Origin of the sequence: Piscinibacter gummiphilus (assembly GCF_032681285.1) — a bacterium.
In the GTDB taxonomy this organism is placed as follows: Bacteria; Pseudomonadota; Gammaproteobacteria; order Burkholderiales; family Burkholderiaceae_C; genus Rhizobacter; species Rhizobacter gummiphilus_A.
In genome coordinates this window covers 1,026,251-1,039,842 of record NZ_CP136336.1, presented here as the reverse complement: position 1 = coordinate 1,039,842, position 13,592 = coordinate 1,026,251, and the positions used below count along the sequence as shown (strand labels likewise).

Annotated in this window: 12 protein-coding genes; 2 read left to right on the top strand and 10 right to left on the bottom strand. The window is 68.3% G+C overall.

Annotated elements, in window-relative coordinates; genetic code table 11:
- Positions 1–43 precede the first annotated feature (43 nt).
- The 9 genes from murD to RXV79_RS04960 form a co-directional block, all read right to left on the bottom strand.
- The gene (murD, locus tag RXV79_RS05000) at positions 44–1,852 is read right to left on the bottom strand and encodes a UDP-N-acetylmuramoyl-L-alanine--D-glutamate ligase (RefSeq protein WP_316702375.1); all 1,809 of its coding nucleotides are present in this window, start codon (positions 1,850–1,852) and stop codon (positions 44–46) included.
- Positions 1,853–1,859: 7 nt separating this feature from the next.
- Entirely contained in the window at positions 1,860–3,041 is a 1,182-nt protein-coding gene (gene mraY, locus RXV79_RS04995) for a phospho-N-acetylmuramoyl-pentapeptide-transferase (protein WP_316702374.1), read from the bottom strand.
- A gap of 6 nt (positions 3,042–3,047) precedes the next feature.
- On the bottom strand, positions 3,048–4,430 hold the full coding sequence (locus tag RXV79_RS04990; RefSeq protein WP_316702373.1) for a UDP-N-acetylmuramoyl-tripeptide--D-alanyl-D-alanine ligase: 1,383 nt from the start codon (positions 4,428–4,430) through the stop codon (positions 3,048–3,050).
- Entirely contained in the window at positions 4,427–5,926 is a 1,500-nt protein-coding gene (locus tag RXV79_RS04985) for a UDP-N-acetylmuramoyl-L-alanyl-D-glutamate--2,6-diaminopimelate ligase (protein ID WP_316702372.1), read from the bottom strand. Before RXV79_RS04985 ends, RXV79_RS04990 begins: the two co-directional genes overlap by 4 nt.
- Positions 5,926–7,731, bottom strand: coding sequence for a peptidoglycan D,D-transpeptidase FtsI family protein (locus tag RXV79_RS04980; RefSeq protein ID WP_316702371.1), 1,806 nt, complete (start codon positions 7,729–7,731; stop codon positions 5,926–5,928). Before RXV79_RS04980 ends, RXV79_RS04985 begins: the two co-directional genes overlap by 1 nt.
- Positions 7,728–8,021, bottom strand: a complete 294-nt coding sequence (gene ftsL / locus RXV79_RS04975; RefSeq protein ID WP_316702370.1) for a cell division protein FtsL — start codon at positions 8,019–8,021, stop codon at positions 7,728–7,730. The genes RXV79_RS04980 and ftsL overlap by 4 nt, the downstream gene beginning before the upstream one ends.
- A 28-nt stretch (positions 8,022–8,049) precedes the next feature.
- A complete protein-coding gene (gene rsmH / locus RXV79_RS04970; RefSeq protein WP_316702369.1) occupies positions 8,050–9,003 on the bottom strand; it encodes a 16S rRNA (cytosine(1402)-N(4))-methyltransferase RsmH in 954 nt (317 codons plus the stop codon).
- A gap of 11 nt (positions 9,004–9,014) precedes the next feature.
- The gene (locus RXV79_RS04965; RefSeq protein ID WP_316702368.1) at positions 9,015–9,443 is read right to left on the bottom strand and encodes a division/cell wall cluster transcriptional repressor MraZ; all 429 of its coding nucleotides are present in this window, start codon (positions 9,441–9,443) and stop codon (positions 9,015–9,017) included.
- A gap of 280 nt (positions 9,444–9,723) precedes the next feature.
- Positions 9,724–10,596 (bottom strand): autoinducer binding domain-containing protein, encoded by an 873-nt coding sequence (locus RXV79_RS04960; protein WP_316702367.1) that lies wholly within the window; start codon positions 10,594–10,596, stop codon positions 9,724–9,726.
- 261 nt (positions 10,597–10,857) lie between these two features.
- On the opposite strand from RXV79_RS04960, the gene RXV79_RS04955 reads away from it, so the two are divergent.
- Both RXV79_RS04955 and RXV79_RS04950 read left to right on the top strand, forming a co-directional pair.
- On the top strand, positions 10,858–11,940 hold the full coding sequence (locus RXV79_RS04955) for a 2Fe-2S iron-sulfur cluster-binding protein (RefSeq protein WP_316702366.1): 1,083 nt from the start codon (positions 10,858–10,860) through the stop codon (positions 11,938–11,940).
- A complete protein-coding gene (locus tag RXV79_RS04950; RefSeq protein ID WP_316702365.1) occupies positions 11,937–13,121 on the top strand; it encodes an alkane 1-monooxygenase in 1,185 nt (394 codons plus the stop codon). The genes RXV79_RS04955 and RXV79_RS04950 overlap by 4 nt, the downstream gene beginning before the upstream one ends.
- Here the strand turns inward: RXV79_RS04950 and RXV79_RS04945 are convergent.
- The gene (locus tag RXV79_RS04945) at positions 13,118–13,585 is read right to left on the bottom strand and encodes a hypothetical protein (RefSeq protein ID WP_316702364.1); all 468 of its coding nucleotides are present in this window, start codon (positions 13,583–13,585) and stop codon (positions 13,118–13,120) included. The genes RXV79_RS04950 and RXV79_RS04945 overlap by 4 nt on opposite strands.
- Positions 13,586–13,592 lie beyond the last annotated feature (7 nt).

The following is a 13,592-nucleotide window of genomic DNA, read 5'->3' as shown; positions in this document are numbered from 1 at the left end:
TCTTTCAGCGAACCGACGAAGGCGAAGCGTCCGGCAAGCGTCGTCACACCACCTCCCCACTGGCGGATGCGATGGCCTGCACTTCGGCCACGAAGACCTCGGCGCGGTGCGCATAGTTGCGGAACATGTCGAGGCTCGCGCAGGCCGGGCTCAAGAGCACCGCATCGCCTGCATGCGCGCGCTGGAAGGCCCAGCGCGTGGCCTCTTCGAGCGACGCGTGCCGCTGCACTGGCACGCCGCTATGAAGCAACACCTGCTCGATGGCCTCGGCATCGCGGCCGAGGGTGGCCACCGCGCGCACATGGCGCTGCACGGGGATGGCGAGCGGGGTGAAGTCCTGCCCCTTGCCGTCACCGCCGAGGATGACGACGAGCTTGCTCGGCGACTTGTCTTCGCCCAGGCCGTTCAACGCGGCTACGGTGGCGCCGACGTTGGTGCCCTTGCTGTCGTCGTAGGCCTCCACGCCGTTGACGGCGGCGACGAACTCCACGCGATGCGGCTCGCCCGCGTACTCGCGCAGGCCGTGCAGCATGGGTGCCAGCGGGCAACCTGCAGCCGTCGCCAATGCGAGTGCGGCCAGGGCGTTGGCGGCGTTGTGGCGGCCCCGCACGCGCAGCGCATCGGCCGGCATGAGGCGCTGGATCATCAGGTCTTCCTCTTCGACCGCGGCGCCCTTCTTGGGCTTCTTCACGCCGGATTCATCGGGCTCCAGTGCACGCACCAGCCAGGCGATGCCGTTCTCGACCATCAGGCCAAAGTCACCCGGGCGCTGCGGCGCATCGAGCCCGAAGCGAACCACGTGGCGCTCGACGGGCTTCGCGAAGCGGCCCTTGCCCGGCACGGGCGGCGGGATCATTTTCTCGACCAGCGGGTCGTCACGGTTGATGACCATCACCGCTTCCTTGCCGAAGATGCGCGCCTTCGCGGCGGCATACGACTCGAGGCAGCCGTGCCAGTCGAGGTGGTCTTGCGTGACGTTGAGCACGGTGGCGGCGGTGGGCTCGAAGCCCTGCACGCCGTCGAGCTGGAAGCTCGACAACTCCAGCACCCACACGTCAGGCAGGTGCTCGAACACCGGGCCGGGCGGCGGCGGGGGAATCAGGTGGGGCGGCGGGCCGCCGCCGGTGGGTTCGTCGTCGGCAGGCGGCACTTCGGCCGCGGCCGCAGCAGGCTCGGCCGCCATCGCAGCCGCTTCGGTCTCGGCCGAGATTTCCTGCGCCCCCAGGGCTTCCGTTTCTGCGGCGATCACGTCGTCGTCCACCGGCGCGGGGGGCTCGGTCACCGGCTCGTTGGGCACGACGTCGGTTGACTCCGCCACAGGCGCCGCCGGCGCCGGCTCCAGCGCCAGCGCATCGGCGAGCGTCTGCAGCATCGTCGGCCCGATGTTGCCGGCCACGGCCACCCGCTTGCCGGTGCGCTCGACCAGCTGGCCGGTCATCGAGGTGGTGGTCGTCTTGCCATTGGTGCCGGTGATGGCGATCACCTTGGGCGAGTAGCCACGCTCGGCTTTCAGGTCGGCCAGCGCGCGCGCAAAAAGGTCGAGTTCGCCCTGCACCGGCACGCCGGTCTCGCGCGCGAGCGTGAGCAGCGGCGCGATGCGCTCGTCGCCCGGCGCCAGGCCCGGGCTCTTCAGCACCAGTTGCACACCCTCGCGCAGCAGCGCGGCGTCGAGCGTGCCGCTCAGGCGTTCGGCCGACGGCACCTGCTCTTTCAGCGCCGCGTCTTGCGGAGCGGTTTCGCGCGAATCCCACACGCGCACACGCGCGCCGTGGTCCGCACACCAGCGCGCCATGGCGAGGCCGGACTCACCGAGTCCGAGCACCAGCACATGAGCGTCTTTCAGATGGTTCATTTCTTCTCTAACGCAACTTCAGGCTGGCCAGACCGACCAGGCACAACAGCATCGTGATGATCCAGAAGCGCACGACGACCTGCGTTTCCTTCCATCCCGATTTCTCGAAGTGGTGGTGCAGCGGCGCCATCTTCAGGATGCGCCGGCCGGTGCCGGTCTTCTTCTTCGTGTACTTGAACCAGCTCACCTGCAGCATCACCGACAGCGCTTCGACGACGAAGATGCCGCCCATGATCCCGAGCACGATCTCCTGGCGGGTGATGACTGCGATCGTCCCGAGCGCACCGCCGAGCGAGAGCGCGCCCACGTCGCCCATGAAGACCTGCGCCGGGTGCGCGTTGAACCAGAGGAAGGCGAGGCCTGCGCCGGCCATCGCGGCGCAGAAGATCAGCAGCTCGCCGGCACCCGGGATGTACGGGAACAGCAGGTACTTCGAATACACCGAGCTGCCCACCACGTAGGCGAACACACCGAGCGCCGAGCCCACCATCACCACCGGCATGATCGCGAGGCCATCGAGCCCGTCGGTCAGGTTCACCGCGTTGCTCGCGCCCACGATCACGAGGTAGCTGAGGATGATGAAACCGAAGACACCCAGCGGGTAGCTGATCGTCTTGACGAACGGGATCATCAGGTCGGCCTTGGGCGGCAGGTCGTTCGAGAAGCCGCTCTGCACCCAGCGGATGAAGAGCTCGAGCACGCGCAGGTTGGAGGTCTCCGACACGCTGAACGCGAGGTAGATCGCGGCCACCAGGCCGATCAGCGACTGCCAGAAGAACTTCTCGCGCGAGCGCATGCCTTCCGGGTCTTTCTTGACGACCTTGCGCCAGTCGTCGACCCAGCCGATGGCGCCGAAGCCCATGGTCACGATCATCACGATCCAGACGAAGCGGTTGCTCCAGTCGAACCAGAGCAGCGTGCTGACACCGATGCCGATCAGGGTCAGCACGCCGCCCATGGTGGGCGTGCCGCTCTTGGCGATGTGCTGCTGCACGCCGTATTCGCGGATGGGCTGGCCGATCTTGAGCGCGGTGAGGCGGCGGATCACCCACGGCCCGAAGGCCAGGCCGATCAGCAAGGCGGTCATCGCCGCCAGCACCGCACGGAAGGTGAGGTACTGGAAGACGCGCAGGAAACCCAGTTGTTCCGGGTAGAGGCTCTGCAGCCACTGGGTGAGACTCAGCAGCATGGTGGGTCAGTGTCCTTGTTGTTTTGAAGGAGTGGCTGCCGTCAAGGCCGCCACCACCTGTTCCATCTTCATGAAGCGCGAGCCCTTCACCAGCACCGAGGCGCAGTCGGGCGCGGCGGGCAGCGCGGTCAGCAGCTCGGCCACGGTGTCGAAGTGGCGTGCGCCGGGGCCATAGGCATCGGCGGCGTAGCGGCACAGCGCGCCGGCCGTCCACAGCGCATCGATGCCGTGGGTGCGCGCATAGGCGCCCACCTCGCGGTGGAAGGCCGGGCCCTGGTCACCGACTTCACCCATGTCGCCCAGCACCAGCCAATGCGGCCTGGGCAGTTGCGACAGCACCTCGACCGCGGCACGCACCGAGTCGGGGTTGGCGTTGTAGGTGTCGTCGACGAGTGCCACCGGCACGCCCTGCACCTGCGCGCGCTTGAGCTGCGAGCGGCCCTTCACCGGCTCGAAGGCTTCGAGGCCGCGCACGATCGCATCGAGCGGCGCGCCGGCGGCGAGTGCGCAGGCGGTGACGGCCAACGCGTTCTTCACGTTGTGCCAACCAGGCATGCGCAGTTGCACAGCGGCGAAACCGGCCGGTGTGTGCAGCATCAGCGACCAGTGGTCCACCGCCCACTCGGCATCGGCGGTCACGTCGGCGGCGCCCTTGAGCGCGAAGGTCAGCGTGGGGCGCGAGCCGGCGAGCTGGTGCCACAAGGGCGCATACGCATCGTCGGCCGGGAAGACGGCCGTGCCGGTCGGGCCGAGCGCGTCGAACACGGTGGCGTTCTCGCGTGCCACGGCTTCCACCGTCGCCATGAATTCCTGGTGCTCGCGCTGGGCGTTGTTGACGAGTGCAACCGTGGGGCCGGCCATTGTCGCCAGCCCGGCGATCTCGCCCGGGTGGTTCATGCCGAGTTCGATCACGGCCGCGTGGTGGGCATCGCGCAGCCGCAGCAGCGTGAGCGGCACGCCGATGTCGTTGTTGAAGTTGCCTTCGGTCCAGAACGCAGCCTCGCCTTGCCAGGCGCGCAGCACCGAAGCGGTCATCTGCGTGCAGGTGGTCTTGCCGTTGCTGCCGGTGATGGCGATCAGCGGCAGGTTGAAGCGCGCGCGCCACGCGGCGGCCAGCGCACCGAGCGCCTGCTTGCTGTCGGCGACCTGCAGGCCGGGCATACCGGCTTCGATGAGGCCGCGCTCGGCGAGCGCCGCCACCGCACCGGCCGCCTTGGCCTGCGCGAGGAAATCATGCGCGTCGAAACGCTCACCGCGCAGCGCGACGAAGAAGTCGCCCGCCTGCAGCGAGCGGGTGTCGGAATGCACACGGCCGAGCGCGAGCGCGCCATTGCCCACCAGCGTGGAGCCGGGGAGCAGCGCGTGGGCCTGGGCGAGCGTCATCATCATGTCGACACCCTCGCGGCAAGCGCCGTGCGCGACTCGTCGACATCGGAGAAGGGATGCTTCACACCGCCGATGTCCTGCTCGGCCTCGTGGCCCTTACCGGCCACGAGGATCACGTCCTGCGGCTTCGCGTTCGTCACGGCGTGCACGATGGCCGCGCGGCGGTCTTCGATCACGAGCGCCCGATCGGGGCGCGCCATGCCGGCGGTGATCTGCGTGAGGATCTGCGCGGGCGGCTCCAGGCGCGGGTTGTCGCTGGTCACCACCACCTGGTCGGCCTCGCGCTCGGCGATGGCGCCCATCAGCGGGCGCTTGGTCGCGTCGCGGTTGCCGCCGCAGCCGAACACGCACCAGAGCGTGCCCTGTCGTTCCTGCGCGAAGGGGCGCACGGCTTGCAGTGCTTTTTCCAGTGCATCGGGCGTGTGGGCGTAGTCGACCACCACCACCGGCTGCTCGCCGCCGCCCACCTGCTGCATGCGGCCGGGCACGGGCGTGAGCTGGGCGCAGACACGCGCGATGTCTGCCAGCGCAAGCCCCAGCGCCCGCAGGCCGCCGATCATGGCCAGCAGGTTCGAGACGTTGTAGTCGCCGATGAGCCCGGTGCGCACGCCGGTCGATGACTCGCCCTCGTGCACGGTGAACATCAGCCCGCCGTCGCGGTAGGCGATGTCGCTCGCGCGCAGGCGCGCCGGGCCGCGGGTGCTGTAGGTCCACACGTCGAGCGCAGCCTGCAAGCCGGGCGCCAGCGTGGCGCCACGCTCGTCGTCCACGTTGAGCACGGCGGCGCGCAGGCCGGGCCACTTGAAAAGTTCGGCCTTGGCGGCCCAGTAGGCCTCCATGCTGCCGTGGTAGTCGATGTGGTCGCGGGTGAAGTTGGTGAAGAGCGCCACCGCCACCTGCGTGCCCGCCATGCGGTGCTCCACGATGCCGATCGACGAGGCCTCGATGGCACACGCCTTGAAACCCTGGTCGACGAAGCCCTTGAAGCCTGCCTGAAGCGTGACGGGGTCGGGCGTGGTGAGCCCGGTCGACTGGATCGACGACCCCGGTGCCGCCGCCGCCGAGGGCGGCTCGCCCACGCCCAGCGTGCCGACCACGCCGCAGCGCTTGCCCAGCAGTGACAGCGCCTGCGCCACCCACCAGGCAGTGGAGGTCTTGCCGTTGGTGCCGGTGACGGCCACCACGTCGAGGCGTTTGCTGGGCTGCTCGTACCAGTTGCTCGCGAGCGGCCCGGTCGCTGCCTTGAGGCCTGCCAGCGCGCCGACATTCGCGCCCTCGAAACGGAAGGCCTCTGCGCCCTTGGCTTCGACCAGGCACGCCACCGCACCCTTGGCCAGCGCGGCGGGCACGAACTGCCGGCCATCGTTCGCATAGCCCGGCCATGCGATGAACGCGTCGCCCGGCTGCACACGGCGGCTGTCGGTGCGCAGCTGCTTCACGCCGCGGCTCTTCAGCCACGCGATGGCGCTGCCGACGTCATGCAAGGTGGTGAGCGTCATCAGAAGCTCTCCTCCACCGTCGGCAGCTTGTTGGTCACGATCTGCTGCTTCACTTCGATGTCGGGCGGCACGCTCATCGAGCGCAGCGTCTGCTGCACGACTTCGCTGAACACCGGCGCGGCCACGTCGCCACCGAAATACTTGCCGTCGCTCGGCTCGTCGACCATCACCGCGACCACGATGCGCGGCTTGTCGATGGGCGCCATGCCGACGAACCACGAGCGGTATTTCTTGTCGGCGTAGCCCTTGCCTTCCTGCTTGTGCGCAGTGCCCGACTTGCCGCCCACCGAGTAGCCGATGGTCTGCGCCTTGGGCGCGGTGCCGCCGGGGCCGGCCGCCATCTGCAGCATGTGGCGCACGGCCTGCGCCGTCTTGGGCGACATCACGCGCACGCCGGGCGCCAGCACGTCGCTCGGCACGTTGTGGTTCTTGAGGATGGAGGTCGGCACGAGCTCGCCATCGCGCGCGAACACGGTGTACGCACGCGCGAGCTGGAAGAGGCTGGCCGACAGGCCATAGCCGTAGCTCATGGTCGCCTGCTCGACCGGCCGCCAGGTCTTGTAGGGGCGCAGACGCCCGCTCACCGCGCCGGGGAAGTCGATCTGCGGGCGCTGCCCCAGGCCCACCTGGGTGTACAGCTCCCACATCTCGCGCGGCTGCATCTGCATCGCCATCTTGACGGTGCCCACGTTGCTCGATTTCTGGATCACCTCTTCCACCGTCAGGTCGCCGTGCGGGTGGGCATCGCGGATGGTGGAGCCGGTGATGTTGATCGAGCCGGGGGCGGTGGCGATCACGGTCTTGGGCGACACACGCCCAGTCTCCATCGCGAGCGACACGATGAAGGGCTTCATCGTCGAGCCGGGCTCGAAGGTGTCGGTCAACGCGCGGTTGCGCAGCTGGCCGCCGGTCAGGTTCTGCCGGTCGTTGGGCGAGTAGCTCGGGAAGTTGGCCAGCGCCAGCACCTCGCCGCTCTGCACGTCGAGCACCACCACGCTGCCGGCCTTGGCCTTGTGCTGCGCCACCGCGTCGCGGATGCGCTGGTAGGCGTAGAACTGGACCTTGGAGTCGATGGAGAGCTGGATGTCACGGCCGTCGACCGGCTGCACGCTCTCGCCGATGTCTTCGACCACGCGGCCGAGGCGGTCCTTCACCACACGGCGCGTGCCGTTGCGGCCCTGCAGGTCCTTCTGGAACGCGAGCTCGATGCCTTCCTGGCCGCGCTCTTCGACGTTGGTGAAGCCAACCACATGCGCGGCGGCCTCGCCCTCGGGATATTTGCGCTTGAACTCGCGCACCTGATACAGGCCCTTGATGCCGAGCGAGAGCGCCTTCTTCGCCACGGCGTCGTCGACCTGGCGGCGCAGCCACACGAAGTTGGGGCTGTCGTCGAGCCGGTTGGCCAGCTCGGTGGTCGTCATGCCCAAGAGCTTGGCGAGGTTGGCACGCTGGTGCTTGTCGGCCTCGAAGTCCTTGGGGATGACCCACAGCGACGGTGCAGGCACGCTGGAGGCGAGGATGAGCCCGCTGCGGTCGGTGATGCGCCCGCGGCTGGCGGCCAGCTCCAGCGTGCGCGCGTAGCGGATCTCGCCCTGCTTCAGGAAGAAGTCGTTGCCGACGATCTGCACATAGACCGCACGGCCGGCGAGCACGCAGAAGCCCAGCCCGACCAGGCCGACCAGGAATTTCGAGCGCCACGGCGGCGTCTTCGAGGCGAGCAGCGGGCTCGTCGAATACATGACGCTGCGTACGTTGACGGCGCCGGCCTTCGGGTTCTTCTGCGACTTGCTACCCGGCAGCTTCATTGCGCGCTCCCAGGGGCCGACGCCGGCGGCGAATACGGCACGTACTGCGTCACCGCGGGCGTGGCGCCACGCATGGCCAGCCGCTCGCGCGCGACCTTCTCCACCCGCAGCGGCGTGGCCTGCGACTGCTTCTCGGCGATCAGCCGCTCGTGTTCGATCTCCAGCTGGCGAGCCTCGCTCTGCGCGCGGTCCAGCTGCGCGAAGAGGCGCCGCGAGTCGTAGGACACGCGTACAAGATAGACGCTGCTCAACACCAGCGCCACCAGCAGGATGACGTTCAGGCGGGTCATGCCGCCTTCCTGTTCCACAGCACGATCTTCATGCTGCGACCTCCGTTCTTTCAGCAACGCGCATGACCGCCGAGCGGGCACGCGGATTGGCGTTCACTTCTTCATCGGACGGCTTCACACGTCCGAGCGATTTCAGACGCATCGCCTTCGGCGCCGCAAACGGAGCCCGGCGGTCGTAGACCTCCTTGCTCTCCTTGGCGATGAAGGTCTTCACGATGCGGTCTTCGAGCGAGTGGAAGCTGATGACCACCAGCCGCCCACCGGGCAGCAGGAGGTCGATCGCCACGTTCAGAGCTTGTTCGAGTTCCTCAAGCTCGGCGTTGACGAAAATCCGAAGAGCCTGAAATGTGCGCGTTGCAGGGTTCTGGCCCGGCTCGCGGGTTTTGACCGCACCAGCCACGACTTCGGAAAGGTCGCGAGTGGTTCGAACTGGATTCCCGCTTTGGCGCCGAGCAACAAGCGCCTTTGCAACCTGTAGAGCAAACCGTTCTTCCCCATAGTTCTTGATCACCTCCGCAATCAGGCGCTCGTCGGCGCGGGCCAGGAAATCCGCGGCGCTCTCACCCCGCGATGTGTCCATGCGCATGTCCAGCGGGCCGTCGTGGCGGAAGCTGAACCCGCGATCCGGGTCGTCGATCTGTGGGGAAGACACACCCAGATCGAGCAGGAGCCCATTGACCTTGGAGATGCCCTGCGCGGCCAAGGCGTCGGCCATGTGCGCAAAGCTCGTGTGATGGATGGAAAAACGCGGGTCCTCGACCCGCGTTGCTCCTGTCGTGGCGGCGGCAACGGCCTGCAGGTCCCTGTCGATGGCGACGACCCTCCCCTTGTCGGAAAGCCGCGACAGCAGCAGCCGCGAGTGGCCGCCGCGGCCGAAGGTGCCGTCGAGGTAGGTGCCGCTCGTGTCGGTGACGAGCGCATCCACGGCTTCATGAAGAAGCACCGTCGTGTGTTCAAACGCAGAGGCGGCCGGGGCGGGCATGAAGGTCTCGCTCAGAAGCTGAAGCTCTTCAGCGACTCGGGCATCGGTGACTGCATCACCTCGGCCTCGTGCTCGGCGTAGCGGGCCGTGTCCCACAGCTCGAAGTGGCTGCCCATCCCGAGCAGCATCACGTCGCGCGTCAGGCCGGCGGCCGCACGCAGTTCAGGTGCAATGAGGACGCGCGACGAGCCATCGATTTCCACGTCCATCGCGTTGCCGAGATAGACACGCTTCCAGCCTGCGGCCTCCATCGGCAGCGCGGCGAGCTTGTCGCGAAAGATCTCCCACGTGGGCCGCGGGAACACCAGCAAGCCCCCGTGGGGGTTCTTGGTGATGGTGAGCTGGTTGACGCCCATCGCGGACAGGACCTCGCGATGACGCGACGGCATGGCGATACGCCCTTTGCCGTCCAGCGTCAGCGCGGCTGGACCCTGGAACACAATGTTTGCCACAAAAACCCACTGAAGTGCACTTATCTGCACTGTAGCTCATCAGAAGAGCCAGGGTCAACGGCAATTCCAAAGAAAAATCAATGGAATCAAGGACTTAGCGACGGAAGTTGAAAGGGTGAAACTGTGTGAAAAACTGCTTATGAAATAAGGACTTGCGAGGGGCAGTGAAAGCGATGCCTGAGCTTCCCGGCCGCTCTCGGCCGAGGCGGTTCGGGTTAGCGAGCAAAGGTCAGGGGGTTCGTCCGAGCGGCATCCCGCCGCAGGACCGTCAGAGGGCAATTAGCCCGAGTTCCAGCGCCGTGGTGATCGATTCCTGCCGGTTCGTCACCTGCAGCTTGCGCGAGATCTGCTGGAACACATAGTCGACCGAGCGTTTGGACAGGCCCACCAGCGGCCCGATCTCGTGCGACTCGAAGCCGAGCGCCCCCAGGCGCAGGACTTCCTTTTCCTTGTCCTTGAGCGTCACCGCGCCCAGCTCCGACAAGTCCCACAGCAGGCCACTCGCGGTGACCCACTGGTGAATGTACTGCGCGAGCAGTTGCCCTTCGCACAGCACCTGGTAACGGCGCGCCTGCAACGCAGCCCACACGTCGGGCAGGCGGCTGTTGAACGACACCGCGCCCCACTCGCGATAAGGACCATGCACCGGGAAGCTGATGCGGCTGCGGTAGCTGTCGGACAGGGCCAGGTGCAGGTCGGGGGCCTGCGTCTTCAGGCCCGCCTGGTCGACACGCCAGACCGCCGGCACGTGCGAGGTCTTGCAGTGGCGCACGACCTCGTCGGTTTCGAGCAGGTTGCGCGAGTGGTAGGCCACGCGCGTCTCGTTGGGCAGCGGGCCGTAGACCCAGTAGGTGGACTCGCCGCCGAGCCGCGGCATCCAGCAGGTGTAGCTGATGCAGTCGAAGCCGTGCTGGCGCGCCAGCTCGGTGAGGATGGGCGCCAGCTTGCGCGTGCGCAGCCGGTCGGCCACCACCCCGAGTGTGTCGACGAAGCCGTCGTCGGCATGCGGCACCTCAATGGCCGAGAGGTCGAGCGAGCGCACGCGGTAGCGCTGGCCGCAGAACGTTCCTTTGGTGACGATGGGCCCTTGGGCCGACTGCGAGGCAGTCTCGGCCGGAAGAGGAGCAATCGACATATCCATGAGGCACACCCGTACAGCTTGAGCTCGATGCGGACAAGAGCGCGGACGAGACCCACCCCACCCGAAGCATCACTATTGGGTGAATGGTCGTGCAAAAAAATCCCTAATGCGCATTGCCCCCCTAACTTTGTCGACTCATGGTGGGCCCCACGCCACGATGGCTTGTCACTAATACAAGTGCGCTGCACGAAGGGTTGATGCGCGAGAGCGTCGCCGCCGATCATGGCCGCCACTCTTTCGACCTCCGGACCGGCCCTTCGCATGCTGCTGTCGCTGTTCAAAACGCGCTCTCGCACCGAGTGCGAAGTCCGCCTTCACGACGGCACGCGCTTTCGTGTGCGCCCCGGGGAAACACTGCTGGACGCCGCGCTCGCCGCGGGCCTCGATGCCCCTTACAACTGCCGGGTCGGTGCTTGCCGCACCTGCCGCTGTGAGGTAGTGGAAGGCAAGGCGAATTCGCTGGTCGACCGCGCCTACGTGCTCGAGCCGCACGACCTGCAGCGCGGCGCCTACCTCGCGTGCCAGACGCAGCCCTTGTCCGACCTCGTGCTGCGCTGGGAGATGGGCCACCGGCCCGAAAGCGGCATAACCGCCAAGGTGAGCGGTCAGGCGCAGCTCACGCCACGCGTGTGGCGCGTCTCGCTCATCACCGCCCGCGCCTTGCAGGCCTCTCCCGGCCAGTACGTGGGCGTGCGCGTGCCGCAGGGCGAGAACCCGGCGTGGCTGCGGCCCTATTCGATCGTGAGCCTCGCACCGCACCTCGACGGCAGCCTGCTGCACCTCGACGTCGCACGCCACGCCGGCGGGCGCATGTCGACCTGGCTCACCAGCGCCGACGCCATCGGCCAAGCGGTGCAGCTCGCCGGCCCCTTCGGCGACTGCGTGGCGGGCAGCGACGCCGCGCCGCTCGCCGCGGCCGGCGCGGGCAGCGGCATCGGCGCCGCCTGCGGCGCCTTGATGGAAAGCCACGCCCGGCAGCCCTCGCGCCCCACCCTGCTGCTCGCCTACGGCGCGCAACTGCAAGACCTCTACGGCGCCGACGCGCTCGCCGCCAGCGCGCGGCGACACGGCGCACGCCACCTGAGCCTCGCCTGGGCCGAACACGCGCCCACCGCCGCGAGCGGCACCGCACGTGGCCGTGCGCCCTTCGGGCTCGACGCCATCGGCGCCTGGGCCGCCTCGTGGTCGCACACGCCCTCGCAAGCCACCCACGACGCACGCGTGCTGCTCTACGGACCCAGCGGCTTCGTCGACGCCTGCCTGCCGGTGCTGCACGACATGGGCTTCGGTGCCGAGCGCATCCGCTTCGACCGCTACCAATCGCCCTCCGAGGAGACGACATGACCCACTACCTCAAGCACTCGCTCATCCTCGTGGTGATGCCCACGTTCGCGATCCTCGCCACCGTGGTGCCGATGTGGGGCCTGGCCGGCGCGCTGGCTCTGGTCGCTTACCAGATCGCCGTCGACGTGGCCACGCCGCGCGAGCTGGCGGTGCCCGAGTACCGACACCCCTGGCTCATCAACGCCGTGCCGTATGTGCACATCCCGACCTCGGCGTTCGCGCTGCTGATGCTGGCGTGGATGGCCGCACCGGGCGACCTGCTCGGCATCGGGCAGCTGCTCGATGGCCTGGGGCTCGACAGTCTGCTCGGCGCCTCGCTCGCCACCCGCAGCGAGCCGGCCGGTTGGGGCTCGCTCGTGGCCGCGGCGGTGACGCTCGGCTTCGTGATGTCGACCAACACCATCGCCGCGCACGAGCTCGTGCACCGCACCGCGAGCCCCTTCGCCGTGTGGCTGGGCCGCTGGATCCTCGCCACCGTGGGCGACGCGCAGTACTCGATCACGCATGTGTACGTGCACCACCTGCACGTGGGCACGCCCCACGACCCATCGACCGCCAAGCGTGGCGAGAACCTCTATGCCTTCGCGCTTCGCAGCGTGCGCGGCCAGTACCGCGATGCGTGGCAGATCGAGATGCGTCGCCTGCGCGAGCGGCCCTGGCTGCTGCGGGCGCTGACGAACAAGGTGACGACCGGCGTCGCGATGAGCGGCCTGATCGCGCTCGCCTTCTACGCGGCGGCCGGGTGGCGGGGCGTGGCGGCGTTCGCGATGGTGGCCGCCACCTCGAAGTTCCTGCTCGAAGCGGTGGAGTACATCCAGCACTACGGCCTGGTGCGCACGCCGGGCGGCAAGATCGAGTCGCACCACAGCTGGGAATGCAGCAGCCGTGCCGCCTCGCACATCATGTACAACCTGCCGCGGCACGCGCACCACCACCTCGACGCACGCCTGCCCTACTCGGCCTTGAAGCCCACCGCGGAAGCGCCCGACCTGCCCTACGGCTACGTGGCGCACATCCTGCTGTCGATGGCGCCGCCGCTGTGGCGCCGCTTCGCCGCGCCGCGCCTGGCGAGGTGGGACGCCGAACTCGCCTCGCCCGCCGAGCGCGAACTGGCCCAGCAGGCCAACCGCGACAGCCGCCTGCCGTCGTATGCGGCGCTGGCGCCGGCCGAGCGGCCTTAGAACGACTCCAGCACCACCGCGCTCTCTTCCTCGAGCGCGGCGCAGGTGAGGAACACATCGCGCAGCGCGCCACCTTCGGCGCGCTTGGCGAGCGAGCGCCAGGTGGCCGCGCCCAGGCGCTCGGCCTGCGCCTGCAGGCGGTACTGCTCTTCCACGGGAAAGCGGGCAAAGAACTCACCGGCCAGCGTGCCCAGGTCGGGGTTCTGCTCACGGATCTGTGCCTGCACCGCGTCAGCATCGGTGTGCAGGCCCTCGATGCGCCGCGCCACTTCTTCCTCGCGCGCAGCACAGGCCAGCAGCGCGATGCGACGCTCGCCTGACTCGTTATCCGCCCAGGCGCGGTAGCGTGCGGCGGCCATGCGCTCGGCCGTGGCCATCAGCAGCTGTTGCTGGCCCGGTTTGGCACGTTGCATCAGCTGGCCCAGCACCTCGGTCAACTCGCCAGACGTCGTCGTCGCAGTCATGTGAACC

Excerpts from the sequence above, each read along its gene's own strand:
- murD (WP_316702375.1), bottom strand. The coding sequence starts at position 1,852 with ATGAACCATCTGAAAGACGCTCATGTGCTGGTGCTCGGACTCGGTGAG.
- mraY (WP_316702374.1), bottom strand. The coding sequence starts at position 3,041 with ATGCTGCTGAGTCTCACCCAGTGGCTGCAGAGCCTCTACCCGGAACAA.
- RXV79_RS04990 (WP_316702373.1), bottom strand. The coding sequence starts at position 4,430 with ATGATGATGACGCTCGCCCAGGCCCACGCGCTGCTCCCCGGCTCCACG.
- RXV79_RS04985 (WP_316702372.1), bottom strand. The coding sequence starts at position 5,926 with ATGACGCTCACCACCTTGCATGACGTCGGCAGCGCCATCGCGTGGCTG.
- RXV79_RS04980 (WP_316702371.1), bottom strand. The coding sequence starts at position 7,731 with ATGAAGCTGCCGGGTAGCAAGTCGCAGAAGAACCCGAAGGCCGGCGCC.
- ftsL (WP_316702370.1), bottom strand. The coding sequence starts at position 8,021 with ATGACCCGCCTGAACGTCATCCTGCTGGTGGCGCTGGTGTTGAGCAGC.
- rsmH (WP_316702369.1), bottom strand. The coding sequence starts at position 9,003 with ATGCCCGCCCCGGCCGCCTCTGCGTTTGAACACACGACGGTGCTTCTT.
- RXV79_RS04960 (WP_316702367.1), bottom strand. The coding sequence starts at position 10,596 with ATGGATATGTCGATTGCTCCTCTTCCGGCCGAGACTGCCTCGCAGTCG.
- RXV79_RS04955 (WP_316702366.1), top strand. The coding sequence starts at position 10,858 with ATGCTGCTGTCGCTGTTCAAAACGCGCTCTCGCACCGAGTGCGAAGTC.
- RXV79_RS04950 (WP_316702365.1), top strand. The coding sequence starts at position 11,937 with ATGACCCACTACCTCAAGCACTCGCTCATCCTCGTGGTGATGCCCACG.
- RXV79_RS04945 (WP_316702364.1), bottom strand. The coding sequence starts at position 13,585 with ATGACTGCGACGACGACGTCTGGCGAGTTGACCGAGGTGCTGGGCCAG.